The sequence below is a fragment of the Streptomyces europaeiscabiei genome, from assembly GCF_036346855.1.
Taxonomy (GTDB): domain Bacteria; phylum Actinomycetota; class Actinomycetes; order Streptomycetales; family Streptomycetaceae; genus Streptomyces; species Streptomyces europaeiscabiei.
Genome location: NZ_CP107841.1, coordinates 9044046 through 9067612, shown reverse-complemented (window position 1 = coordinate 9067612; position 23567 = coordinate 9044046). Strand labels below are relative to the sequence as shown.

At 72.1% G+C, this 23567-nt stretch carries 22 protein-coding genes and 1 pseudogene; 5 read left to right on the top strand and 18 right to left on the bottom strand.

Translation table 11 applies throughout. From position 1 onward, the window contains the following. Positions 1 to 165 precede the first annotated feature (165 nt). Positions 166 to 384: a dodecin gene (locus OG858_RS39425; RefSeq protein WP_037698916.1), complete on the top strand. Its 219-nt coding sequence runs from the start codon at positions 166 to 168 to the stop codon at positions 382 to 384. 21 nt (positions 385 to 405) lie between these two features. Here OG858_RS39425 and OG858_RS39420 read toward each other — a convergent pair whose 3' ends face one another. Next, a complete protein-coding gene (locus OG858_RS39420; RefSeq protein WP_037698914.1) occupies positions 406 to 894 on the bottom strand; it encodes a phosphatase domain-containing protein in 489 nt (162 codons plus the stop codon). 135 nt (positions 895 to 1029) lie between these two features. On the opposite strand from OG858_RS39420, the gene OG858_RS39415 reads away from it, so the two are divergent. Then, positions 1030 to 2133 (top strand): NAD(P)/FAD-dependent oxidoreductase, encoded by a 1104-nt coding sequence (locus OG858_RS39415; RefSeq protein WP_086750568.1) that lies wholly within the window; start codon positions 1030 to 1032, stop codon positions 2131 to 2133. A gap of 80 nt (positions 2134 to 2213) precedes the next feature. Here the strand turns inward: OG858_RS39415 and OG858_RS39410 are convergent, their stop codons facing one another. Beyond that, a complete protein-coding gene (locus OG858_RS39410; RefSeq protein WP_319065707.1) occupies positions 2214 to 2732 on the bottom strand; it encodes a MarR family winged helix-turn-helix transcriptional regulator in 519 nt (172 codons plus the stop codon). A gap of 79 nt (positions 2733 to 2811) precedes the next feature. On the opposite strand from OG858_RS39410, the gene OG858_RS39405 reads away from it, so the two are divergent. Then, positions 2812 to 3759 (top strand): alpha/beta hydrolase, encoded by a 948-nt coding sequence (locus OG858_RS39405; RefSeq protein WP_327748001.1) that lies wholly within the window; start codon positions 2812 to 2814, stop codon positions 3757 to 3759. 94 nt (positions 3760 to 3853) lie between these two features. Here the strand turns inward: OG858_RS39405 and OG858_RS39400 are convergent, their stop codons facing one another. The 8 genes from OG858_RS39400 to OG858_RS39365 all read right to left on the bottom strand — a co-directional run bounded on the left by OG858_RS39400 (position 3854) and on the right by OG858_RS39365 (position 11655). Further along, on the bottom strand, positions 3854 to 4804 hold the full coding sequence (locus tag OG858_RS39400) for a catechol 2,3-dioxygenase (RefSeq protein ID WP_086750565.1): 951 nt from the start codon (positions 4802 to 4804) through the stop codon (positions 3854 to 3856). Between the two features lie 10 nt (positions 4805 to 4814). Continuing rightward, complete coding sequence (locus OG858_RS39395; RefSeq protein ID WP_086750564.1) at positions 4815 to 5903, bottom strand: 4-oxalomesaconate tautomerase; 1089 nt, start codon at positions 5901 to 5903, stop codon at positions 4815 to 4817. Between the two features lie 79 nt (positions 5904 to 5982). Beyond that, the gene (locus OG858_RS39390) at positions 5983 to 6693 is read right to left on the bottom strand and encodes a 4-carboxy-4-hydroxy-2-oxoadipate aldolase/oxaloacetate decarboxylase (protein ID WP_319065708.1); all 711 of its coding nucleotides are present in this window, start codon (positions 6691 to 6693) and stop codon (positions 5983 to 5985) included. Then, a complete protein-coding gene (locus OG858_RS39385) occupies positions 6693 to 7448 on the bottom strand; it encodes a PIG-L deacetylase family protein (RefSeq protein WP_319264252.1) in 756 nt (251 codons plus the stop codon). Before OG858_RS39385 ends, OG858_RS39390 begins: the two co-directional genes overlap by 1 nt. Before the next feature lie 188 nt (positions 7449 to 7636). Next, the gene (locus OG858_RS39380) at positions 7637 to 8287 is read right to left on the bottom strand and encodes a GntR family transcriptional regulator (RefSeq protein ID WP_086754465.1); all 651 of its coding nucleotides are present in this window, start codon (positions 8285 to 8287) and stop codon (positions 7637 to 7639) included. 87 nt (positions 8288 to 8374) lie between these two features. Beyond that, positions 8375 to 9985, bottom strand: a complete 1611-nt coding sequence (locus OG858_RS39375; RefSeq protein ID WP_319065710.1) for a CocE/NonD family hydrolase — start codon at positions 9983 to 9985, stop codon at positions 8375 to 8377. Then, complete coding sequence (locus OG858_RS39370; RefSeq protein WP_319065711.1) at positions 9982 to 10623, bottom strand: TetR/AcrR family transcriptional regulator; 642 nt, start codon at positions 10621 to 10623, stop codon at positions 9982 to 9984. The genes OG858_RS39375 and OG858_RS39370 overlap by 4 nt, the downstream gene beginning before the upstream one ends. A 93-nt stretch (positions 10624 to 10716) precedes the next feature. After that, a complete protein-coding gene (locus tag OG858_RS39365) occupies positions 10717 to 11655 on the bottom strand; it encodes an EamA family transporter (RefSeq protein WP_319065712.1) in 939 nt (312 codons plus the stop codon). Between the two features lie 68 nt (positions 11656 to 11723). Between OG858_RS39365 and OG858_RS39360 the strand changes: the two genes are divergently transcribed. Further along, on the top strand, positions 11724 to 12626 hold the full coding sequence (locus tag OG858_RS39360) for a LysR family transcriptional regulator (RefSeq protein WP_328543958.1): 903 nt from the start codon (positions 11724 to 11726) through the stop codon (positions 12624 to 12626). On the opposite strand, the gene OG858_RS39355 is transcribed toward OG858_RS39360, so the two are convergent. The 8 genes and pseudogenes from OG858_RS39355 to OG858_RS39320 form a co-directional block, all read right to left on the bottom strand. Then, positions 12611 to 14332, bottom strand: a complete 1722-nt coding sequence (locus OG858_RS39355; RefSeq protein WP_328543959.1) for a hypothetical protein — start codon at positions 14330 to 14332, stop codon at positions 12611 to 12613. The genes OG858_RS39360 and OG858_RS39355 overlap by 16 nt on opposite strands. 26 nt (positions 14333 to 14358) lie before the next feature. Then, on the bottom strand, positions 14359 to 16191 hold the full coding sequence (locus OG858_RS39350) for a flavin-containing monooxygenase (RefSeq protein ID WP_086750933.1): 1833 nt from the start codon (positions 16189 to 16191) through the stop codon (positions 14359 to 14361). Positions 16192 to 16622: 431 nt separating this feature from the next. Further along, entirely contained in the window at positions 16623 to 17462 is an 840-nt protein-coding gene (locus tag OG858_RS39345; protein WP_086752511.1) for an SDR family oxidoreductase, read from the bottom strand. Then, on the bottom strand, positions 17443 to 18654 hold the full coding sequence (locus OG858_RS39340; RefSeq protein WP_319264242.1) for an NAD(P)/FAD-dependent oxidoreductase: 1212 nt from the start codon (positions 18652 to 18654) through the stop codon (positions 17443 to 17445). Before OG858_RS39340 ends, OG858_RS39345 begins: the two co-directional genes overlap by 20 nt. Then, entirely contained in the window at positions 18651 to 18848 is a 198-nt protein-coding gene (locus tag OG858_RS39335) for a ferredoxin (RefSeq protein WP_046707169.1), read from the bottom strand. The genes OG858_RS39340 and OG858_RS39335 overlap by 4 nt, the downstream gene beginning before the upstream one ends. A 76-nt stretch (positions 18849 to 18924) precedes the next feature. After that, entirely contained in the window at positions 18925 to 20166 is a 1242-nt protein-coding gene (locus tag OG858_RS39330; RefSeq protein ID WP_319264240.1) for a cytochrome P450, read from the bottom strand. A gap of 389 nt (positions 20167 to 20555) precedes the next feature. Continuing rightward, positions 20556 to 21278, bottom strand: coding sequence for a response regulator transcription factor (locus OG858_RS39325; protein WP_086753201.1), 723 nt, complete (start codon positions 21276 to 21278; stop codon positions 20556 to 20558). A 924-nt stretch (positions 21279 to 22202) separates the two neighbouring features. Continuing rightward, positions 22203 to 22709: pseudogene (locus tag OG858_RS39320) on the bottom strand (MarR family winged helix-turn-helix transcriptional regulator); the annotation flags it as partial. 472 nt (positions 22710 to 23181) lie between these two features. On the opposite strand from OG858_RS39320, the gene OG858_RS39315 reads away from it, so the two are divergent. Then, on the top strand, positions 23182 to 23484 hold the full coding sequence (locus tag OG858_RS39315) for a hypothetical protein (protein WP_319264238.1): 303 nt from the start codon (positions 23182 to 23184) through the stop codon (positions 23482 to 23484). Positions 23485 to 23567 lie beyond the last annotated feature (83 nt).

The window sequence follows — 23567 nt, the reverse complement described above, 5'->3', positions numbered from 1 at the left end:
ACCCACCCCCCTCGGGGTCGAAGGGGCGCAGCCCCTGGAGATGGGACGGGTAGGGGAGGCGGGGGCGATCCCATCCGACGTCTCGCGGACCCGCGCACTCTGAGGCACCGTGGAGTGACGTGTGGCGCACCGGCCACGGCGGAGCACGCGACAAGGAGAACCCGCATGACCGACCACGTTTACCGGGTCACCGAGATCGTCGGCAGTTCGGGCGAGAGCGTCGACCACGCCATCCGCAACGGCGTCGCCCGCGCCTCCCAGACCCTGCGCAACCTGGACTGGTTCGAGGTGACGCAGGTCAGGGGGCATATCGAGAACGGGCAGATCGCGCACTACCAGGTCGGCCTCAAGGTCGGCTTCCGCCTGGACGACGACACCGACTGACCGAGCGGCCCCGGCGGGCGCTCAGGTCCGTCCCTCCCGCTCCTGCGCCACCTTCAGAGCGCTGGAGCCGACGGCCCAGCGCGCCCGTACGACCGTGAAGCCCGCCCGCTCCGCGTCCTCGCAGACCAGTTCGTCGTCGTCCACGAGGACGCGGATCTCACGGGTTCTGGCGAGATCGCGGAGGATCTCCAGCTTGGTGCGGCGGGCGGGCCTGCGGTCGTTGTCGCGGCGCATCCAGATCCGCCCTTCGGGCAGCCCGTGCGCGGCGAGCCAGTCGACGGTGTCGCGGCGGCAGCGCTCGGGCCGCCCGGTCAGGTACACGACCTCACACTCCTGCGCGCTCTCCCGCGCCAGCGCGACGCCCTCGGCCAGCGGCGGATCGTGCGGGGCGGCGGCGAAGAACGCGTCCCAGGCGCGCGGCTTCCGCTCCAGGAACCGCTGCCGGTGCGCGGTGTCGGCGAGGGTGTTGTCCAGGTCGAATACGGCGAGGGGCCGGTCGTTGTCGGTCACGGCACCAGCCTAGGCAGCAGATGACTCGTGTCGTCCGTCGTCGCTTCACACAACAACCACAAACTCCGCCAGTAGCTTTAAGTTTCAAACGTTACGCTCGACATCTCTCCCCCCACACAGCACAGGAGAACGGGCGTGCTTGACGGCGAAATAATCGTGATCGGCGGCGGATACGGGGGCATCCGCCTCGCCAGGCAGCTGGACGAGGTCGCACGGGTCACCCTTGTGGACCGCAAGGAGGTCTTCTTCCACCGCATCGCCGCGCTGCGCGCCGGCGTGCACGAGGCATGGACGACGACGCCCTTCATCCCGTACGACCGGCTGCTGCGCAACGGCCGTGTCGTGGTGGGCAAGGCGGTCGGCATCGACACCGCCGAGCGGCAGGTGAAGCTCGCCACGGGTGAGCGGCTGCCGTACGACGTGGTGGTGATAGCGACCGGCGCGGACTATCCGGAGCCGGCCCGCTTCCTGGGCACCACCACCGAGGAGGCGGGCAAGACGTTCGCCGTGCACCAGGAGAGCGTGGCCGCCGCCGAGCACGTCCTGATCGTCGGCGGCGGGCCGGGCGGCGTGGAACTCACCGCCGAGATCCGGCTGGCCCGGCCGGACGCGCGGGTCACCCTCGCGCACGCCGGGCCCGAGCTGCTCAGCTCCACCGGCAGCAAGTGGGCCGGGCGGCGGGCCCTGGCCTGGCTGGAGTCGCACGACGTGCGGGTACGGCTCGACTCGTTCGTCTCCCCCGGGCCCGACTTCGGCACCTACCGGGACGGGCGGGGCAACCTCATCGAGGCGGACCTCTCCTTCTGGGCCAACGGCACCACGCCGAACACCCTCTGGCTGCGGCTGGCCGGGCACGGGGACTGGCTCAACGCCGCCGGGCACGTCAAGGTCGACCGGATGCTGCGGGTCGACGGGCGGCTCGACGTGTTCGCGGTAGGTGACGTGAACGACGTCAGCGAGCTGAAGGTCTCCCCCGTCGCGTTCGCCCAGGCGGACATCGCCGCCCACAACATCCGCGCCTATCTGGGGAGTTCGGGCAGGCACCGCAAGGAACCGCGCCTGTACCGGCCGATCCGGCGGACCCCGCTGATCGTGCCCCTCGGTCCGGCCGACGGAATCACCCTCCTGCCCGTGCCGGGCGGCGAGACGGCCGTGCTCGGCGCGCGCACGTCCACGCTGGCGAAGGCGAAGACGCTGATGACGCCGTACATACGGAAGCAGCTCGGCTACTCCGCGTGAGGCTCGGGCCTCCCCCGGGGGAGTGGCGGGGGCGAGAGAAGGCCCACCCGCCCGCAGCCGAACACCACACCCCGAAAGGGTCAGTCGACCCGTGCCGCACCCGTCGGCTCCTGCTCCACGAGGTCGTTCGCGTGGGCGAGAAAGTCGTCGACCATCCGGTGGAAGAGTCCCGCGAGCTGCTGGAGTTCCTCGGGCGACCACTCGGACAGCGCCATCTGCATTCCACGGACACCGGCCTCGCGAATGCGGCCTATGGCCTGCTCGCCGACCGCCGTCAGCTCGATGCGCTGGGCTCGGCGGTCGTCCGGATCGGGTACGCGGGTGACGTAGCCGGCCTTCTGGAGCTGCTGGACCTGGCGGGTGACGTGCGAGGCCTCGACACCGAGGCGGTTGGCCAGCTCCCCCGGACGCAGCGGCTCGGAGTCGGCGATCTGGCGCAGCAGGGCGACGGCGGCACGGTCCAGCGGCACCCCGGCCAGGCTCATCAGACGCTCGTGCGCCCGGGCCCGGGTGCTGAGGTAGGTGATGCGGGTGAGGGCTCGCTCGATCTCGATCACTTCCGGGGAAGCGGGGTCGGAGGGTAGCGGTGAGGGGGACATGGGATCTACTTTACCATCTTGTTGCCTAACTCAAGTAAGTTCATCGCCCGAGTAGCCCCCGCGACCGAACGGAGCCCTCATGTCCCTTCTCGCCCGCCCGGCGGTGGCCGCCTTCGCGGCCAAGGCGATGCAACGGCTCGCAGCGCTGGCGAGCAGGCGGGCCGGTGGGCCCGGCTCCACGGCCGCATGGCACGCCCGCCTCCCCGAATACGCCTGCACCACGCGCGAGTTGACGGTACCGACCTCGTTCGGCCCGGCCCGCGCCGTGCTGTACCTGCCCGCCGACGCCGAGGGCACCCCTCCCCCGCCGGTCCACGTCAACTTCCACGGCGGCGGCTACGTCATGCCGCAGATCGAGCTGGACGACTCACTGTGCCGGTGCCTAGCCGTCGAGGCGGGTGTGGCCGTGCTCAACGTGGACTACGTGGTCGCCCCGCAGCACCCGTTCCCCGCGCCGCCCCGGCAGGCGTTCGAGATCGTCCGGTGGGTCGCCGAGCACGGGGGCGAGCACGGCTGGGACGGCGAGCGGCTCTCCGTGGGCGGCCAGAGCGCGGGCGGCGGCCTCGCGGCGGCGGTGGCCCGCCAGGCGCTGGAGGAGGGCGGCCCGTCGATCGCCCTCCAGGTCCTGCACTATCCGCCGCTCGACCTCGCCACCGCCGCCCGCGACAAGCGGGCCGCGATCGCCAAGCCGTTGCTGCGTCCGTGGATGGCGGACGTCTTCGACAGCGCGTACATCCCGGACCCGAAGCAGCGGGGCGACCGTCTGGCCTCGCCCGCGCATCCCTCGGACACCGCCGGCCTGAAGGGCATCGCGCCGGCCTTCGTCGTCACCGCCGAGTACGACCTCCTCAAGGCCGAGGGCGTGGCCTACGCCGACCGCCTCCGCACGGCCGGATCGCTGGTCGGCCACCACGACGTCACCGGCGCCGACCACGGTTACGACACCCAGGACGAGGCCAGGGCACGCGAGGTGTACCCGCTGATCGCGGAGCAGGTGCGACGGGCGTTCGAGCAGGGGGTGTCGTAGGGCGGCGCCGTCCCCGCGCAGGGCCGGTCCGTGACCGCCGGCCGGCCCTCCACGGGGTGTTCAGCCTGTCGGGGACGGGGACTCGCGCGCCCTCTCAGCCGACCGGCGGTGTGCCGTGGGTGTGGAACGACTCGATGGTCCGCAGGCCCCATGCCTGGCCCTTGGCACGCTCCGCCTGGGTCCAGGTGACGAGCGGCCAGTCGGGGGCGAGGACGAGCCGGGTGAGTGGGTTGCACAGCTCGATGCGGTTGCCGCCCGGCTCGTAGACGTACAGGAAGAACGTCTGCTGGATGGCGTGCTTGTGCGGGCCGGTCTCGATGAACACGCCCTGGTCGAGGCAGAGATCGGCGGCTCGCAGGATGTCCTCGCGGGTGTCGGTGGCGAACGCGATGTGGTGCAGACGGCCGCGTGAGCCGGTCCAGTCCTCGGTGTGGACGACGTCGTACGACTTGTTGGTGAAGGTCAGCCACTGGGCGGCGACCTTCCCGGTGTCGAGGACGATCTGTTCGGTGGGGCGGGCGCCGAGCACCTCGCGGGTGAACGCGGCGTTGGCGCCGACGTCGGAGGCGAGATAGTTGACGTGGTCGAGGCGGCGTACGCCGACGCCGTGGCCGGGTTTGGCCTGGGGCTGGTTCTTCAGCCCCGGCCTGAGGTCGGCCGGCGCCTCGTACCACTCGCTCTCCCAGTACAGGGCGACCTCGTGCCCGTCGGGGTCGGTGGTGACGTAGAGCGGGCCGATCCCGGGTTCGTCCTCGACCCAGCGGCCCGCGCGCCCGGTGCTCTCCAGCTCCTCGACCCGGCGTCGCAGGGCCTCCTCACCGGACGCCCGCAGGGCGGTGCGGCGGATGCCGTTGGTGGAGTGGGCGGTGAGGGTGAGGCTGTGGTGCTCGTAGTCGTCCCAGGTCCGCAGGTAGACGGAGCCCCCGGAGCGGCCGTTCTCGGTGAGGCCCAGGATCTCGGTGAAGAACCAGAGGCTGCGGTCGAGGTCGGGGGTGAGCAGTTCGACGTGCCCGAGGTGGGCGATGTCGCCGAGCGGCGGGGTCATCGGTGACTCCTTAGGGGCGGCAGACGGGGTCGGCGGGCCGGGGGAAGACCGTGCCGTCGAAGATCTTGCGGGCGGTGCGGACGACGGCGGTGCGGCTCACCGAGGGGCTGCCGCCGGGGCCGTATGCCACGTGGGTCTCGATGTCGAGGAAGCCGGTGGGGTGCTCGATGCGCAACCGGTCACCGGAGGGCGGGAGTTGGGCCAGGCCGTCGCCGACTCCGCCCTTCACGCACAGTCCGGCGGCCACGCTCGCGGCACCGAGTACGCCGATCGAGGTGTGACAGCGCACCGGGATGAACGTGCGGGTGGCGACCGCGCCGCCGTCCTGCGGCGGGGCGAGCAGGCTGAGTTTGGGCACGGTGGTGTGCTCGACGTCGCCGAGGCCCATCAGCGGGCCCGCCGCCAGCCTGATCCCGCGCAGCCGGTCGGCGAGCGCGAGGTCCTCCTCCAGGTCCTTGGGGGTCTCGTGGCCGGTGACGTTCAGCGCGGCGGCGGGGATCAGGACGGTCGGCATGCCGTTGTCCACGCAGGTCACCTCGGTGCCGGCGACGACGTCACGGGCGTTGCCGGTGGGCAGCAGCGGGGTGCCGCCCGACGGGAACTCGATCACCACCGGCGCTGCCGTCCCCGGCACCCCCGAGATCCCGGCGTCCCCGGTGACCGCGATCCGGCCGCCGGGGGTGGGGAAGGTGGCGACGGCGAGGCCACCGCTGTTCAGCATGCGGATCCGTACGGACGTGTCCGGCTCGCCGACGCGCACCAGTCCGCGTTCGACGGCGAACGGACCGACTCCGGCGAGCAGGTTGCCGCAGTTCTGACGGTCGCTCACCTCCGGTAGGTCGACGCCGACCTGGAGGAAGAGGTAGTCGACGTCGGCCCCGGGATCGGCCGAGGCGGACACCACGGCCACCTTGCTGGTCAGGGGGTGGGCGCCGCCCAGTCCGTCGATCTGGCGCGGATCGGGGCCGCCCATGACCCGCAGCAGCAGGCCGTCACGGTCGGCCGGGTCGGCGGGCAGGTCCTCGGCGAGGAAGTAGGCGCCCTTGGAGGTGCCGCCGCGCATGAGCATGCAGCGGATCCCGTCGGGCCACCCGGTCACGGCCGGGCCTCCGCGCCGACGTGCTCCCCGTGCGGCTTCCCGGCTCGGCCGCGCTCGCCTGCGTACATCGCGTACGGCCTCACGAGTCCGTCTCCTCGCCCGTGTACTCCTCGTAGGACCGGTACGTCACCCCGAGCCGTACGAGGGTCTCGCGCAACCCGTAGCGGTCCAAGCCGAGTTGGCCGTCGAGGAAGGCGGCACGGGAGGCGGCCTCCTTCCGTTCGCGGGCCTCGGACGCCTCGGCCGTACGCCGGGCCTTCTCCCGGGGGACGACGACCACGCCGTCGTCGTCGGCGAGGATCACGTCGCCGGGACGGACGACCTGGCCACCGATGGCCACGGGGACGTTGACGGAGCCGCCGGTGGCCTTGACGGTGCCCTGCGCGCTGACGGCCGCGGCCCAGGCGGGGAAGTCCATCGCGCGCAGTTCGGAGGTGTCGCGGATGCCCGCGTCGATGACCAGGCCACGTACGCCCCGCCGCCTGAGCGCGGTGGCGAACAGTTCGCCGAACATGCCGTCGGTGGAGGGCGAGGTGGTGGTGACGACGAGGATGTCGCCCTCGCCGCACTGCTCGACGGCGGCGTGGATCATGAGGTTGTCGCCGGGCCAGGACAGGACCGTGACGGCGGTGCCGACGATCCGGGTGTCCTGCTGGACGGGGCGGAGATGGGTCCCGAGCAGGCCGGTGCGGCCCATCGCCTCGTGGACGGTGGCGACCCCGTACCGGCCGATCGCCTCGACATCCTCGGCGTCCGCCTTCGGCGGGTTGGTGACGATCACGCCGCCCATCAGTCCAGCACCTCCGTGACCTGCGGGTAGGGGCGCATGTACGCCTCGGCCATCGTCTTGTGGGCGAGGCCCAGGTTGGGCCCCGCGTTGCGCTTGAGCTGGACGCCACGGCGTACGGCGAGGTCGGTGTAGTAGTCCCACAGGTGCCGCTGGGCTCCCAGGCACTCCATGGCCTTGCGCTTGGTCTCCCAGACGTCGGTGATGTCGAGGAGGACCTCGGGCCGGAAGCCGCACATCTCGGGCTGGTGCGGCTCGAAGAAGAACACGGGCGGGGCACCGATGATCTCGCCCTCGGCGGGGTAGCCGATGGCCTGCGCGAGTACGCGGGCGTCCAGGGCCATGCGGGCGGCGGCCGGGTGGTCCCCGTTGTAGGGATCCTCCAGCGGGTGGGTGAGGACGACGTCCGGCTGGGTCGCGCGGTAGACGGCGACCAGCCGGTCGGTCAGTTCGGGGGTGCCGAGCAGGGGGTAGTCGCCGGCGTCGAAGAAGACGATCCCTGCGCCGAGGGCGTCGGCGGCCTTCTCGGCCTCCTCCCGGCGGATCGCCTTGATCTCGCCGAGCTTCCGCCCCTCGCGCCAGGCCTTCGCGGACTCCCCGCGCTCCCCGAAGGTCAGGCAGGCGACGGTGACCTTCTCGCCACGCGAGGCCGCCAGGGCGATGGCACCGCCGGCCCTCCACACGAAGTCCCCCGCGTGGGCGGTGATGACGAGTGTCGATCGAGGTGGGGCGGCGGCGGATGCCGTGCCGTCGGCCATGTGTCAGCTCACTCCCTCTTGAGGCTCTGTTCGCCTCCGGGCGCCGAATCCTGTGCCGAGGCGGCGATCGTGCTCGCCCACTTCGGGCCTCCGCGCGTTCCCCGTCTCGACACAGGCACGCCCCTTCGGCTCACTCGCCGTGATGGACAGGCCTGTCCGCCCACCCCTGAGCGTCGTGCGCTGCGCGGCTATTCGCGCAACGCGGTGATCACGCTCGTGAGGTGGGCGCGGACGGCCTCCTCGGCCGCCCGCGGATCCCTCGCCGTGATCGTCTCGATCATGGCCAGGTGTTCGCCCAGGGAGTGCTGGGGCCGTCCCGGCCGCAGCGCGAGCCGGAATCGGTGGCGCACCAGCTGGGCGTTGAGCCGTTCCAGCAGCTCCACCGCCACCTGCTGACCGGAGATCTCCCGGATACGGGCGTGCAGTCGCTGGTTCAGCTCGGAGTACGTCACCGGTTCGCCGTCGGCCACGGCCTTGGTCATCGCCGTGCCGATGTCGGCCAGTTCGGCGAGCTGGTCGTCGGTGGCCACCGTGGCCGCCTTCGCCGCGCACAGCCCTTCCAGGACCATGCGGCACTCGCTGATGGCGACCGCTTCCTCCACGGTCACCACCCGCACCCGCGAGCCCCGGTTGCGGATCCGCTCGACCAGCCCTTCGGCCTCCAGATCGATCAGTGCCGCGCGGATGCTGGCCCGCGTCACACCGAACTGCTCGGCGAGTTCGTTCTCCACCAGCCGCTGAGCCGGTGCCATCTCGCCGTCCAGGATCGCCTGCCGCAGCTTCGCCAGCGCGAGCTGTCTGGCCCGCTCTCCGGTGCCCGGACGGGCTTCCTCCTGCATGGTGCCCTCCCTGAGTGAGTGCCTGTCGAACGTAAATCTATGGCGACAGAATTGTCAACAATTTTGTTCTCACAGGGTTCACGCTGTTCACAGGGTCACGCGCACCGGGAGAAGCACGGCCGAGGGCTGCTCCGGGCCGTGGTGGACGCTCTGGTCGGCCGCGCGGAGGGTGGTGGCGGTGGCGAGGGGCTCGCCCGTGCCCGGGTTGCGGGCGTAGCGCGGGAAGGCACCGCTGGAGATCTGGACGCGGATGCGCCGGCCGCGCCGGAAGCGGTGGGCGGTCGGCCACAACCGGACGGTGGCGCGGCGGAGTTCGTCGGCGCCGGTGAGGCTGGTCAGTCCGTCGCAGACGTTGACGGAGCGGCCCCTGGCGTCGACCTCGCAGAGCCGGACGAAGACATCGGCGTACGGCAGGCTGGAGCGGAACCAGATCTCGGCGCTCACCTCGCCGACGATCTCGACGTCCTCCTCCAGCACGGGGCCGGTGTAGGTGAGCACGTCCGGTCGGGCCTCCAGCGCGGTGTTGTCCACGCGCCCGGCGCCGGGCGGCATGGCCACCCCGCCGACGGACGGGGTGGGGTCCGCCGGGTCGTAGCGGTACGTGTCGGCTGCCGGCCGCGTCGAGGCCTCGACGGCCAGGGCGCCACCGGGGTGGAGGTGGAAGCGCTGCTCCTCGTATCCCTTCGGCGGCCAGGACGCGAAGTCCCGCCAGGCCTCCTCCCCCGTCACGTACAGCCGTACCGGGGCGCGCTCCGGGGGCTGTTCGCCGCGCGCGTGGGCGAGGCCGAACTCGACGGCCTCGCGCGTGAGGGTGTTGTCGAGCGAGGTGTGCGTCCAGGGCCCGATGGTCAGCCGGGCCTCGCGGCCCGCCGCTTGGAGAGCCGTGAAGTCCCGTATCTGGCCGGGCAGGAAGATGTCGTACCAGCCGCCGATCGAGCTGACCGGGACGGTCACGTCGGCGACCCGGTCCCGGTGGTCGAGGCCCGCCCAGCGCGGGTCGTCGGCGTCATGGGCGAGGATGTCCTGGATGTACGGGGAGCGGTGCCCGAGGGCCGCGAGATCGGCGTCGGCCAGGGGCAGGGTGTCGAGGGCGCGGCGGATGCCCTTCAGCTCGAAGGGCTGGCGGACCATCGCGAACGGGCGTTCCTGCTTGGCGATCATCGCGCCCCAGCCGAACGGCGTCTGCAGCGACATCCCGTCCCGGCGCAGGAACTCCAGGGTCAGCGCCGACTCCGTCATGTGCGGGATCATCGCCTTGACCTGCGGCGGCACCCGGTCGGCCACCGCCCACTGCACATAGCCCATGTAGCTGGTGCCGATCAGCACGATCGCGTCACCGGCCCACGGCTGCTCGACGAGCCAGTCCAGGGTGGCCAGGCCGTCCGCACGCTCCTGCCGCATGTGGTCGGGGGTGCCACCGGAGCCGAAGCCGCCGCGGGTGCTCTGGATCAGCACCTGGTATCCGCGCTCGGCCAGCGGTCGGACCGCCCCGAGGGCGATCGCGCCCCGCCTGCCGTACGGGCAGCGGATCAGCGCGGTCGGCAGGCCCTCGGCGCCGGTGCGCGGCGCCCAGCGGTCGGCGAGCAGGTCGGCCCCGTCGGGCATCGGCACCCGCAGGTCCCGCTCGACGACGAGGTCCCGGGTGAGCGGCGGCGGCAGTTTCAGTGCGCGTTGGATGAGGTGGCTGCTCAGGTTCACCGGCGTTGCTCCTGGTTCGGTGCGGGTGTGGTGGACCGGCCCAGCGCGGTGGCGACCACGGGCACCATCCGCATGAGCCGGTCGGTGAACTCCTCGGGGTCGAGCGGCTCTTCGCCCGCCACGACCCAGGTGTTGACGACTGCGGAGGCGCCGCCGGTGAGGAACGTCGCGAGGTCGTCGACCAGCTCGGGGGCGAGGTCGGTGCCGTGTCTGTGGCGTACGACCTCCCGGTTGGCCGGGATGATCAGTTCGGTCAGCGCCCTGTTCAGGTCGAACGCGCAGGACCCGGTGAACATCGCGCGGTAGAAGCCGCGGTGCTCCGCGAAGTGCCGTGCCATGGCCAGAACCCCGGCCCGGTCGGTCATGTCCGCCGAGTCGTACGCGGGGCCCTCGATCAGTTCGCGCCGGGCGAGGTCGAGCGCGGCCCTGAGCAGCAGCCCGTCACGGTCGCCGAACTGCTGGTACAGCACCTGTCGGCTCACATCCGCGGCCTCGGCGATCTCCGACACCGGCACGGCCGTCGTGCCCCGCTCGGTGACCAGGGCGATCGCCGCCCGCATCAACGCGGAGCGGGAGCGGCGGACTCTGCGGTCCATGCGCGGCGGGGGCGTCGTCGACTCGGTGGGTTCCTGCTTCATGACCAAGATAATGGACACCTGTCAAGAAATGAGCAAGTGTCCATGAACCCCGACACAGAGTGGATCCACCCCCGGCCCTCTCCCCCAGGTGCGTCAGCGGCGGGGTACGAGCATGCTCAGCGCGTTCGCCGCGACCACCGCGCCGATCGCGGCCCACTCGATCCACCCGAGGCCCTGCCCGAGCATGATCCAGCCGGCCAGGGCGGCCAGGACGGGGTTGACGCTCATGAAGAGCCCGAAGACCTGGGCGGGCACGCGGCGCAGGGTGAACACGTCCGCGAGGTACGGCACGGCCGAGGCGAGGACGCCGGCGGCGATCGCGTAGCCGACGGCCCCGGCGGTCGGCGGCTGCCGGACGACCACGACGATGCCGACCGGCAGGAAGGCCAGGGCGGAGAGCCCGGCGGCGGCGGCCGAACCCTGCGCGCCGGGGATACGGCGGCCGACCGTGCGGTTGAGGAGGATGTACGACGCCCAGCAGACGGCGGCGAGAAGGCCGAGCCCCATGCCGAGGTGGTCGGCGGAGGGCTGCGGACGCATCAGGGTGACCACGCCGAGGGCGGCGATCAGCGCGCAGCACGCGTCCACCCGGCGGCGCGAGCCGGCCAGGGCGATGGCGAGCGGGCCGAGGAACTCCAGGGTCACCGCGAGCCCGAGACCGATGCGGTCGATGGCCGTGTACAGCGACAGGTTCATCGTCCCGAAGACCAGTGCCAGCAGCACCACCGGCCACCACTGCCGCGCGGTGAAGGACCGCAGCCGGGGCCGGGCGACGGCCACGAGGACGATCGCGGCGACGTACTGCCGTACCGCGACGACCCCGGCGGGCCCGAGCACCGGGAAGGCCAGTGAACCCAGCGCGGCCCCGACCTGGTTGGACACCCCGCAGCCGACCATGGTGAGGACCCCGGCCAGGCGGGCCCCACCCGACCCGGGAACGGGGGCCGGAGCCGAGACGGAGGTGGGGGCGGGGGCGGGGGATGCGGGGACCGTACCGGAGGAGTCGGGGGCGGAGGCCGCGGTGGTGTCCATGGGCCGATCGTGCGCCCGGGCGACCGATGCCCAAAATGCATCCGCGTCCCGATCCATACGCTGGAGTCATGGATGACACGAGGCCGCAGCGGGGTGCCGGTCCGGCCCCGGCCGTCAGGGATGTGGAGCTGCGACAGCTGCGCTGTCTGGTCGCGATCGTCGAGGAGGGCACCTTCACCGACGCGGCCATCGCGCTCGGCGTCTCCCAGGCGGCGGTGTCCCGCACCCTGGCCTCGCTCGAACGGGCCCTGGGCGTACGGCTGTTGCGGCGGAACTCCCGCGAGGTGACGCCCACACCGACCGGACTGCGGGTGGTGTCGCACGCACGACGGGTGCTCGGCGAGGTGGACGACCTGGTGCGGGAGGCGACCTCGGGCCGGGTGCGGCTGCGGATCGGTTACGCCTGGTCGGCGCTGGGCCGGCACACACCCGCGTTCCAGCGCCGCTGGGGTGCCGCGCACCCGGCGACGGATCTGCAGTTCGTGCGGGCCAACTCCCCGACCGCCGGGCTGGCGGAGGGCTCCTGCGATCTCGCGGTGGTCCGGTGGGCGGTGGACGACCGCCGGTTCGACTCGGCGATCGTGGGCCTGGAACGGCGGCTGTGCGCGATGGCGAGCGACGATCCGCTGGCCCGCCGCCGGTCGGTGCGGCTCGCCGACCTGAGCAGACACACCCTGCTGGTCGACCGCCGGACCGGCACGACCACCACCGACCTGTGGCCGCCCGACGCCCGTCCGGCGACCGAGGAGACGCACGACGTCGACGAGTGGCTCACCACGATCGCGACGGGCCGTGCCATCGGCGTGACGGCGGAGTCCACCGCCAACCAGTACCGGCGGCCCGGCGTCGTCTACCGGCCGGTGCGCGACGCCGAGCCGATCGCCGTACGGCTCGCCTGGTGGCGGGACGACCCGCATCCCGCCACCCCGGCCGCCATCGAACTGCTGACGGCGCTCTACCGCTCCGGCTGAGCCCCCGTCCTCGGCGTCAGCCGCAGCACGGTGCCCTCACCGTTGGCCGACAGCAGGAGGGTGCCGTCCGGGGCGGCGGCGAGGCCCGCGAAGCGGCGGGCCATACCGGGCATGATGTCCGCGAACAGCGCCGGTTCGGTGCGGGGGACGACACCCGGGGGCGGCCCGACCGGCAGGTCCTCCGCGTCGATCCGCCGCTCCCCCGTGGTGAGGGAGACCGCGCGAAGCCTGCGCGGCCCGGTCTCCACCACGAACAGCTCCTCGCCCAGGACCGCCAGGCCCTGGGGTGCGCCCAGCCCGCCCACGACGAGGGCCGTCCGGCCGTCCGTGTCGATCCGGAGCACCGTCCCGAGCCGCTCCTCGCTGACGTAGAGACGGCCCTCCGCGTCGAAGGCCACGTCCGTGGGCCGGTCGAGGCCTTCGGCGAGCACGGTCACGGTGGCGGCGGTGGCGGCGGTGCCCGTACCGGTGCCGGAATCGGCATCGGTACGGGCACCGCCTTCGTCCCCGATGGCCACGACCCGGCCCGCTCCCGTCTCGGCGACCACGAGCGAACCGTCCGGCCCGACCGCGATGCCGATGGGGCGGTTCAGCCCCCGTGCCCGCTCCCGGACCGCCGCACTCGCGGTGTCGTACGTCTGCACCATGCCGAACTGCGAGGTGTAGTGCAGCAGTTCACCGTCGGCGGTGATGCCGTGGGCGAAGGGCAGCAGGAGGTGGGTCCGCACACCGCCGGGCCCGGTCTCCACGGACGTGCCGACCGGCTCGCCCTCGTCGGTGGCCGCCGGGCTCGCCAGCCGGTAGTGGTCGGCGGCGTAGACCGTACCGCCGAGGTCGACCGTCACGCCGTAGGGGCCGTCGAGGCCGCGGCGCACGATCTCGCGGGTGCGGCCGTCGGGGTGCAGCTCGGTGACGCCGCCACTGGCATAGCTGGAGACGAACATGCGGTTCTCGGCGTCGAACGCCGCGTTGTCCAGCCCCTTCAGACCGCTGGTGACGAGCGTGCGGGTACCGCTGCCGTGCAGGTCGATGCGGGTGACGATGCCCTCGACGCCCCGGGAGACGACGTGCAGGACACCGCCCTGGTCGAAACGGACCGCGACCGGCTCGTGCACGTCCTCGGCGACCACCTCGGGCGTGCCGCCGTCCGGCGGGATGCGCCAGACCTGCCCGGTGATCATGTGCGGGTAGTAGAGGTGGCCGTCCGGGCCGCGCTGCATCGCGTTGCCGAGGGCCAGGCCCTCGGTGAGCACCACCGGGTCGCCACCGTCCGGGAACAGCTCCATCAGACGGCCGTTGGGCTTCATCTCGTTGATGAAGAGCCGGTCCCCGATACAGGTGATGCCGTTGGGGTTCGTCACGTCGTCGGTGACGAGGCTGTACTCCCCCGCCGGGGTCCGTCTCCACACCCGGCCGGGCACCAGGTCGGCTATGTACATCGAGCCGTCGGCGCCGAAGGCGAGGTCGTCCGGCGACTGCACCGGGCTGTCCATCGGGACGACGACGTCGACGTCCCCGGTGGCCGGGTCGACGGCGCTGATCTGCCCGGCGAGGAACTGCGCCACGTACAGCCGACCGTCGGGGCCGAACGCGACCCCGTTGGAACCCCACAGCGGACTGGGCAGGTTGAGCCGCCGCGCCCGCCAACGGGCACTGGTGGTACGCAGATCGCCGGTCTCGTCGTACCGGTTGGGCCGCTTGCTCATGTCGTCTCCCACCCTCTCGCCCGGCCTCACTCGGCGCCGACGAGCACGTCGTCCATGCCGCCGTCGGAGCGCCAGTGGCGGAGCAGTTCATGGAAGGCGACCGGGCCGTCGCCGTACGACTCACTGCGCTTCCTGGGCCGGCCCTCGTTGTTGTAGTAGCCGGGGGTGCACTCCGCCTGGAACGCGTGCAGGTCGGCGGCCTTCTCGCGGATGGTGGCGACCCAGGCGGCCTCGGCCTCGGCGGTCGGCTCGACATACCGGGCGCGGCGCCTGCGGGCCTCTGCGACGACCTCGCCGACGTGGACCGACTGCTGGTCGAGGATGTGGACGTAGTTGACGGCGCTGGCGTTCTGCATGGGGCCGAGCTGGAAGAGGTTGGGGAAGCCGTGGCTGTAGAAGCCGTGGAGGGTCTTCGGGCCGGCCGTCATCCAGGTCTCCAGCAGGCCGACGCCGTCCCGGCCGTACGCCGGGAGCCGGCCCGAGAGCAGCCCCGAGACGCCGACTTCGAAGCCGGTGGCGAAGATGACGCAGTCCACCTCGTACTCGACCCCGCCGACCACGACGGCCCTGTCGGTGATCCGCTCGACGCCGTGGGTGTCGGCCGTGTCGACGAGCGTGACGTTGGGCCGGTTGAAGGTCTGCAGGTAGTGGTCGCTGAAGGTGGGGCGCTTGCACATGTAGCGGTACCAGGGCTTCAGCTTCTCGGCGGTCTCCGGGTCCTCGACGATCGCCGCCACCCGGTCGCGCAGCTCGTTCATCTTCTGGAAGTCGGCGATCTCGTACGCCCGTTCGCGCTCGTCCGCCGGTACGTCGGCGTACGCGTCGGTCGGGATGAGCTTCTCCTGGAGGCGGGCGCTGCTGGTCCAGGCGTCGTTCACCAGGTCCTTCCCGGCCCGCACACCGGTGACGGTCTTGAGGAAGTTGTCCATGCGCCGCCCCTGCCAGCCGGGGGTGAGCGTCTTCGCCCACTCCGGGTCGGTGGGGCCGTTGCCGCGTACGTCGACCGTCGAGGGGGTGCGCTGGAAGACGTACACGTGCGCCGCGTCGGCCCCGAGGTGGGGAACGACCTGGATGGCGGTGGCGCCGGTACCGATGACGGCCACCCGCTTGTCGGCGAGCCCGGTGAGGCCGCCGTTCGCGTCGCCGCCGGTGTAGTCGTAGTCCCAGCGGCTGGTGTGGAAGGTGTGGCCCTTGAAGGTCTCGATGCCGGGGATGCCGGGGAGCTTCGGCTGGCTGAGTGTGCCGCTGGAGACGACGACGTAGCGGGCCCGCATGCGGTCGCCGCGGTCGGTGGCGACGATCCACTCCAACTCGGTCTCGTCCCAGCGCAGTTCGGTGGCGACGGTCTGGAAGCAGGCGTCGCCGTAGAGGTCGAAGTGGCGGCCGATGGCCCGGGTGTGCTGCCGGATCTCCTCGCCCGGCGCGTACTTCCACTTCGGGACGTAGCCCAGCTCTTCGAGCAGCGGCAGATAGATGTACGACTCGATGTCGCAGTGGATGCCGGGGTAGCGGTTCCAGTACCAGGTGCCGCCGAAGTCGCCGCCCTTCTCGATCACCCGGATCGATTCGACGCCCGCCTGGCGCAACCGGGCCGCGGCGAGCAGCCCGCCGAAGCCGCCGCCGACGACGACCGCCTCGACCCGGTCGTGCAGCGGCTCGCGGGTGAACTCCTGGTCGGCGTAGGGGTCGTCGTCGTAGGAGACGAACTCACCGGCGATCCGCCGGTACTGCGCGCCGCCGTCCGGCCGGATCCGGCGTTCGCGCTCGGTCCGGTACCGGGCGCGGAGGGCTTCGGGGTCGAAGCCCAGCTTCTCCGGGTCGATGGACGTGGGGCCGGTCGGAGCGTGGGGGGTGGACATCGGTGTCCTCTCTGCGGTCCTGATACGTCTGTTGTGGGTGGTGCGGTGGTTCCGGTGGTTCCGGTGGTTCCGGTGGTCCCGGTGGTCCCGGTGGTTCGGTGGTCCCGATGGTCCCGATGGTTCCGATGGTTCGGTGGTCCCGGTGGTTCCGGTGGTTCCGGTGGTTCCGGTGGTTCCGGTGGTCCCGGTGGTTCGGTGGTCCCGATGGTCCCGATGGTTCCGGTGGTTCGGTGGTCCCGATGGTCCCGATGGTCCCGGTGGTTCCGGTGGTTCCGATGGTCCCGGTGGTTCCGGTGGTCCCGGTAGTCCCGGTGGTTCGGTGGTTCGGTGGCCCCGGTGGTTCGGTGGTCCCGGTGGTTCGGTGGTTCGGTGGTTCGGTGGCCCCGATGATCCCGGTGGTTCGGTGGTGCCGTCCTGTCCGCGCCGTCGTGTCAGGCCGGTCGGTGGCGCCGTAGCCAGGCGGCCTGCCCGCCGTCGACGAGGAGGTCCGTACCGGTGATGTAACGCGCTTCGGGACCGACGAGGAATGCCACGGCGTCGGCGATCTCGGTCGGTGTGCCGGTGCGGCCCGCGCCGCTCGCCTCCAGCATCGCGAGCATGTGCGCGCCGCTCGGGCCCTCGGCCTCCGCCTTCGACATGGCGGTGGCGATGACCCCCGGGCTGACGCTGTTGATGCGGGCGCCGCGTCGGCTCCAGGCGAGCGCTGCCGCCTCGACGCGCACCTGGTTGGCCCGCTTGGACACGATGTACGCCCTTGTCGGGCTGTCCCCGACGGCTTCGACGGCACCGATCCCGAGGAGTTCTCCCACGGGGGCCGTGGCGAGGGCGGCCTCGTCCTCCAGACCGAGGGAGGCGACATGGCCGGCCATGCTGGAGACGCACACCATGGCCGTCCCCGGCGTGGCCACGGCCTCGAAGGCGTCGATGACGTGGGCCGTGCCCAGCAGGTCGACCTCCAGGATCGTCTTCGCAGAACCCTGGGCGGCAGAGACACCCGCGGTGTGCGCGACGGCGGCCACCCGGCCCGCACCGGCCGCCTCCGCCGCGAGCTCGTCCACGGACTCGCGGTCGGACACGTCGGTCAGGACACCCCGCACCGCGTACCCCTCGTCGCGCAACGCCTGTACGGCCCGGTCGAGTTGACCGCGCGAGGCGTCGGCGAGGAGAACGGTCCGCCCGCTGCCGATCCGCCGCGCGATCGCCACGCCCATGCCACCGGCGCCGGTGACGACGACCACCTCACCGCCTCGGTCAGGCAGCTGTTCCACCACGTTCGGCCTCCTCCCGCAGGGTCGGGCTCTTGTCGGGTACCGCCTCGTGCCAGCGCGCACCGGACGCGATGGCCTGCCGCCACTGCCGGATCGCCCTGGGTGGCATACCGACGGCCAGGGCGCCGGTCACCCGGTCGTCGGTGCGGTAGACGGCCACGAACCGGCGTTCGGCCAGGTTCCCGTCGACTACGGCGACCTCGTCGTGACCCCGCAGATGGCCGTAGGCCTGAACCTTCATGTCGTACTGGTCGGACCAGAAGTACGGCACCGGCGCGAACGGCTTGCGTGTCTCGGGCCCGAGCAGGTTGCGGGCGACCGCCATGCCCTGCTCGGCGGCGTTCGTACGGTGCTCGACGCGCATCGACGCGCCGAAGAGCGGGTTGTACCAGCGGGCGACGTCACCGGCCGCGTACACGTTCCGCGCGGCCTCGCAGTACTCGTCGCACAGCACACCGTCACCGACGTCCAGGCCGCTGTCCGCCAGCCATTCGGTGTTGGGCAGGGAGCCGATGGCGACCAGCACCTCGTCGGCCTCGATCGACTCGCCGTCCGCGAGCCGCACCCCGTCCTCGGTCACCTCGGTGACGGTGACGCCGGTGCGCAGGTCCACCCCGTGGTCGAGGTGGGCCCGGGACAGCACCGCGCCGACGTCCCCGCCGACCGCGTGCGCCAGCGGTACCGACGCCGGTTCGAGGAGGGTGACCTTCACGCCGAGCCGCCAGGCGACGGCGGCGGCCTCCGCCCCGAGGAACCCGGCGCCGACCACGACCAGCCGCGTCCCCGGCGCCAGCTGCTCCCGCAGCGTCAGCGCGTCGTCCAGGGTGCGCAGCACATGCGCACCCTCACCGGGCAGCCGCCGCGGCCGTACGCCCGTGGCGATCACCAGTCCGTCGTACGGCACCGAATCGCCGTCCGCGAGGTGTACTTGACGTTCTTTCAGGTCGAGGCCTGTCGCGGCGGCCCCGAGGCGCAGGTCCAGGTCGAGGCCGTCGAGGTGGGCCGGGGTGCGCAGGGTCAGCCGGTCGGTGTCCCACTCCGCGGCGAGGAGCTGCTTGGACAGCGGGGGCCGGTCGTACGGGGCGTGCGGTTCGTCGCCGACGAGGGTGAGCGTGCCGTCGTAGCCCTCGCGGCGCAGCGTCTCGGCCGCCGCCATCCCGGCGGCCGAGGCACCCACGACCAGGATGCGCCTCACCGGTCCACCAGTCGGATCGCGGCGGCGGGACAGATCGCGACGGCCTCCTGCACGCCGTCCATGAGGTCGTCGGCGGGGTGCTCCTCCAGCAGGATCGCGACACCGTCGTCGTCCCGCTGGTCGAACACCTCGGGGGAGGCCATCACACACTGGCCGGAGGCCACGCACTTGGGCTCGTCGAGTTCCACACGCATGGATTGCTCCTCGGTTCTTGGTACTTGTGGGGGCGAGGTGGGGGTGTCACCGGGTGGGGAGACACCGGGCGCGGTGTCACCAGGCGACGGGCAGGCACTTCACGCCGTACGTCGTCCCCGTGTGGTTGAACGCCAGCTGCTCGATCGGGGCGGCCGGGCGGAGGGTGGGGATACGCCGGTAGAGGGTGCCGTAGACGACCTGCAGTTCGAGGCGGGCCAGGTTCTGGCCGAGGCACTGGTGGGGGCCGTAACCGAACGCGTTGTGCTGGCGGGCGGGGCGGCTCAGGTCCAGGCGCTCGGCCTCGGGGAAGGCGATCGGGTCCCAGTTGGCGGTCTGGAGGTCGAAGAGGAGGCCGTCGCCCTTGCGGATGACCTGACCGTCGATCTCGATGTCGTCCTTGGCCACCCGGCGCAGACCCGAGTGGACGATGGACAGATAGCGCAGCAGCTCGTCGACGGCGCCCGCGACGACCTTCGGGTCCTCGGTGTCCCGCAGCACGGCCAGCTGGTCAGGGTGCTCGAACAGGGCGAGCGTGCCGAGGCTGATCATCGTGGCCGTGGTCTCGTGCCCGGCGATCAGCATGGCGACGCCCATGCTGACGGCCTCCTGGTGGGTCATCTCGCCGACCTTGACCCGGGTGCCCATCTCGGACAGCACGTCGTCGCCCGGCTGTTCGAGCTTCTCCCGGAACAGCGCGTCAAGATACCCGCCGAGGGCACGGCTGGACTCCTGGGCCTCCTCTGCGGTGAGGGAGTTGTCGAGGACGCGGTTGCTGTTCTCCTGGAAGAACTCGTGGTCCTTGTACGGCACTCCGAGCAGCTCGGCGATGACCAGCGACGGCACGGGCAGGGCCAGCGCGGTGAGCAGGTCGGCCGGGTTGGGGCCGGCCAGCATGTCGTCGATCAGGTCGTCGACGATCTTCTGCACGGCCGGGCGCATCGCCTCGATCCGCTTCACCAGGAACGGCGCGTTGACCGAGCGGCGCAGCCGGGTGTGCTCCGGCGCGTCCGTGTTGGTGATCAGCTTCGGGGTGTGCGGGGCGATGGCCGCCCGGTGGGCGTTGACATGGGGGAAGTCCGGCTCGTGGTCGTCGTTGCTGACACGCGGGTCGGTGAGCAGGGTCCGCTGGTCGGCGTGGCGGGTGATCAGCCACGGGGTACTGCCGTTCCAGATCCGCACCTTGGTGACCGGCTGGTCGCCGCGCAGCTCCGCCGCGGCCGGCGGCGGCGCGAGCGGGCAGCCCGACGCCCTGGGCATCGGGTACTCGGGGACCTGTCCGCTCGTGCCGGACGCGGCGTCGGTCAGTGTGTCGGCCATGGTCTCTCCTCGGTGGTGGGGGCTCCGGTGGGGTGGAGCGCCGGGGGATGCTTCGAGGCCTCGATGAGCACATGCAAACAGAGCGGTCTGACGGCTCCCGGTCAGTTGCCTGACAAGAACCTGACGTGGCCCAGATCACATCCCGGGCGTCGGTGGCGGACCGCACGGGACTGGTGTCGCTCCTCAAACAGCTTGCCTCGGGGATCAGTTGACGTACACGGAAATGTCCGGGGTGGGAGCTGCGGGGACGGAGAAGGGCGGCGCCGGGGGTTCCGGCACCGCCCTTCGGGCGATCGCGTGGGCTGTCACGCATGCCGACGTGGTGCGGGTGCGTTTGCTTCTCGGAGTGCCCACGACTTGTCATCGGCACTCCCGGTCGAGAGATTCGTTCAGCGCTCCCGGTCGCCGGGTCTGCCGAGCCAGTAGCCGAAGCCCCGGCGGGTGTGGATCAACGGCGGGCCCTCGCGGTCCACCTTGCGGCGGAGGCGGGAGACGAGCTGCTCGATGGCGTTGTCGCCATGGAAGTCACCCCACACATAGCGGCCGATCTGCTCCTTCGACAGCACCTTGTGCGCGTTGACCAGAAGGTAGCGCAGCAACCGGTACTCCGCCGGGGTGAGGTTCAACGCCCGGCCCGCGCGCAGGGCCTGGCAGGCGGGGTCGTCCAGGACCAGGTCGCGGTACGACAGTTCGTTGTCCCGCCGGACGGCTTTCCGGCCGCGCAGCAGGACCTGGGCGCGGGCCAGCACCTCGGCGATACGGAAGGGCTTGGTGACGTAGTCCTGCTCACCCAGGCCGACTTCGGGGAGAAGTCTGCCGAGCGAGTCGTACCGCGTCAGGAACAGCACCGGAGGACGGTGGGCGACGGGGCGGCGCTCCCGCCCGAGGTCCTCCAGGTCCGGCAGCGCCAGATCGAGCACCACCAGGTCGAACCGCCGCTCGGTGAGCCGCGCCACCGCCTCCGTGCCCGACTCGGCCGTCTCAATCCGGTAGCCCGCCAACTCCAGTGTCGTGGAGAGGAGTTCGACGACGTCCGGGTCGTCGACCACGATCAGGAGGTGCTGGCCCGCGCCCCGGGGGAGCGAGGGTTTCTCACTGGCACTGCCGTACATGGTTAAGGCCATTCGTGTAGGGCTCTTTCCTTGCGGGGGGCCTCCGGCGGTCGGCCGGTTCGAGTGCGCGGCCGGGGACTTCGGGGCGGCCGGGCCCACCCGGCGCGATGGCGGACGCCTGATCGCCGTGGAGTGCTGCCGCGCGAGCGCCTGCGGGTGACGTGTGGCCGCTCGCACAGTTCCCCGCGCCCCTCCTGGGGCGGCTCCGCCGCGAACGAGATACCTCCAACGGTCGGCCGGTTCGAGTGTGCGGCCGGGGACTTCGGGGCGGCCGGGCCCACCCGGCGCGATGGCGGACGCCTGATCGACGTGGAGTGCTGTCGCGCGAGCGCCTGCGGGTGACGTGTGGCCGCTCGCACAGTTCCCCGCGCCCCTCTTGGGGCGCGGCTCCGCCGCGAACGGGGTGTCGGCGGTGTGGAGAGCTGTCGCTGGTGCCCTGCTGCTCGGGGGTGGGTGGGCGGCGTTCTTCGGGCCGATGTATGCGAGGGGCTGTTACGCACCGGCACGGTCCCTTCCGTCGGCGGGGCGGCTTGTCGTTCCGGGACCCATCCATGCGGGCTCGGAGCGTGGCGTCGGGGTTCGGGCGGGGGCAGACGACTCGCCGGGTGTCGCACGTGCGGGCCCCTTCGCCGACGGCGGCTGCTCCGCGCTCGCTGCCGCCCGTGCTCGATGCCGTCCGTGCCCGCTGCCGTCCGTGCCCGCCGCCTTCCGAACTCCGCGCCCTCGCCTTTCATCCGCTCCGGCACACTCATCGACCCCCGCTCCCTCCGCCCGACCCTTCGGCCCCGTTCACTCCGCCCGCCCCTCGTCGCCCCCACCCGCTCCACACCTCTCGCCGGCGGAACGTCCGCCCCTGGAACCTGCCCCGGCCCCGTCCTCCAACAGATCCGGTCCCGCACTCCCCTGCCCTCGGTCGGGGGGATCCGGGGGACCCGTGTCGGGGCCCTGGCCCTCGTCCACGGCGTAGGTGAGGAACACCTCGACCATCCGGTGGAAGAGCGCGGCGAGTTGGCGGATCCGATCGGGAGGCCAGTCGGCGAGGGCCAGGCGCATGCCGACCGCGCCGGCTTCGCGGATGCGGTCGATGGCCTGTTGGCCGGTGGGGGTGAGGCGGATGCGCAGGGCGCGGCGGTCGCCGGGGTCGGCGACGCGGGTGACGTAGCCGGACTTCTCCAACTGCTGCACCTGGCGGGTGACATGGGAGGCCTCGACGTCGAGCCGGCCCGCCAGTTCCCCCGGGCGCAGCGGCTCGGAGTCGGCCACCTGTCGCAGCAGCGCCACGGCGGCCCGGTCCAGCGGCACTCCGGCGAGGGCCATCAGCCGCTCGTGCTGCCGGGCCCTGGTGCTCAGATAGGTGATCCGTGTCAGAGCCCGTTCGATCTCGATCACTTCCGGGGAGGCGGGACCGGCCGCCGGCGGCGATGGGGACATGAGCATCACCCTACCCTTCTCATTGCCTAACTCAAGCAATTCCATTCAGCTCAATTGCTTGACTCAAGTAAGTCATATGTGCTTGCCTAACTCAAGCAAGACGACGTGACGCACTACTTCCGAACCCGGGCCGGATGGCCGGACGACCGGAGGAGGTGGTGCGCCACCCGAGTCCCCCCGGCCTCCCCGGCCGTGGGGCCAAAGGACAGGGGCCGTTCGAGCGGGACGGCCCCGACGCGCCGCACCCGTGGGGACGGGGCCCGGCGCCGCCCCCGGGCCCGGCAGCCGATCCTCCCCCGAACGGCGCCGGGTCCGGGGACACCCCTTCCAGACCCCCACTCCCCACGCACCACCCCCGTACGACCCGAAGCTCGCTCGGCCGTCCCAGCCGCCCTCCCCCCTCCCGGCCGAGCGAACAGCGCACCGCCCGCACCCGCATGGGACCACCCCGGACGGAAGACAGGACACACCGATGAACACCTCCCTACGAGCCGGCCTGGCTGGGGCGCTCGCCTGTGGCGTGCTGGTCACCTCGATGACTGCCGGACGGGACGGGGATGACGGAGGAGACGCGTCGGCGCCGCCGACCGGCCCGTACGTCGCGCTCGGCGACTCCTACACGGCCGGGTCGGGGATCCCCGACCAGAACGGCACCCCCGCCGGCTGCGAGCCGTCCGGCCGGAACTACCCGGCCCTCGTCGCCACGCGGTTGAAGATCGAGGCCTCCGACTCCGCGCTCCCCCGCAGCGGCCGTCCACCCCAACGAGCGCGGTGAGCGTGGCATGGCCGACGCGGTCCTGCACGCCCTCGGGGCACACCCCTGAACCACCGGACCACTGATCGTGGGCCGGTCCGGGC

What these genes read in the sequence shown, in the direction of transcription:
- OG858_RS39385 (WP_319264252.1), bottom strand. Translation starts at nt 7,448, where the DNA reads ATGGCCGACGGCACGGCATCCGCCGCCGCCCCACCTCGATCGACACTC.
- OG858_RS39365 (WP_319065712.1), bottom strand. Translation starts at nt 11,655, where the DNA reads ATGGACACCACCGCGGCCTCCGCCCCCGACTCCTCCGGTACGGTCCCC.
- OG858_RS39425 (WP_037698916.1), top strand. Translation starts at nt 166, where the DNA reads ATGACCGACCACGTTTACCGGGTCACCGAGATCGTCGGCAGTTCGGGC.
- OG858_RS39355 (WP_328543959.1), bottom strand. Translation starts at nt 14,332, where the DNA reads ATGAGCAAGCGGCCCAACCGGTACGACGAGACCGGCGATCTGCGTACC.
- OG858_RS39315 (WP_319264238.1), top strand. Translation starts at nt 23,182, where the DNA reads ATGAACACCTCCCTACGAGCCGGCCTGGCTGGGGCGCTCGCCTGTGGC.
- OG858_RS39325 (WP_086753201.1), bottom strand. Translation starts at nt 21,278, where the DNA reads ATGTACGGCAGTGCCAGTGAGAAACCCTCGCTCCCCCGGGGCGCGGGC.
- OG858_RS39410 (WP_319065707.1), bottom strand. Translation starts at nt 2,732, where the DNA reads ATGTCCCCCTCACCGCTACCCTCCGACCCCGCTTCCCCGGAAGTGATC.
- OG858_RS39390 (WP_319065708.1), bottom strand. Translation starts at nt 6,693, where the DNA reads ATGGGCGGCGTGATCGTCACCAACCCGCCGAAGGCGGACGCCGAGGAT.
- OG858_RS39370 (WP_319065711.1), bottom strand. Translation starts at nt 10,623, where the DNA reads ATGAAGCAGGAACCCACCGAGTCGACGACGCCCCCGCCGCGCATGGAC.
- OG858_RS39350 (WP_086750933.1), bottom strand. Translation starts at nt 16,191, where the DNA reads ATGTCCACCCCCCACGCTCCGACCGGCCCCACGTCCATCGACCCGGAG.
- OG858_RS39335 (WP_046707169.1), bottom strand. Translation starts at nt 18,848, where the DNA reads ATGCGTGTGGAACTCGACGAGCCCAAGTGCGTGGCCTCCGGCCAGTGT.
- OG858_RS39400 (WP_086750565.1), bottom strand. Translation starts at nt 4,804, where the DNA reads ATGACCCCGCCGCTCGGCGACATCGCCCACCTCGGGCACGTCGAACTG.
- OG858_RS39360 (WP_328543958.1), top strand. Translation starts at nt 11,724, where the DNA reads ATGGATGACACGAGGCCGCAGCGGGGTGCCGGTCCGGCCCCGGCCGTC.
- OG858_RS39330 (WP_319264240.1), bottom strand. Translation starts at nt 20,166, where the DNA reads ATGGCCGACACACTGACCGACGCCGCGTCCGGCACGAGCGGACAGGTC.
- OG858_RS39405 (WP_327748001.1), top strand. Translation starts at nt 2,812, where the DNA reads ATGTCCCTTCTCGCCCGCCCGGCGGTGGCCGCCTTCGCGGCCAAGGCG.
- OG858_RS39380 (WP_086754465.1), bottom strand. Translation starts at nt 8,287, where the DNA reads ATGCAGGAGGAAGCCCGTCCGGGCACCGGAGAGCGGGCCAGACAGCTC.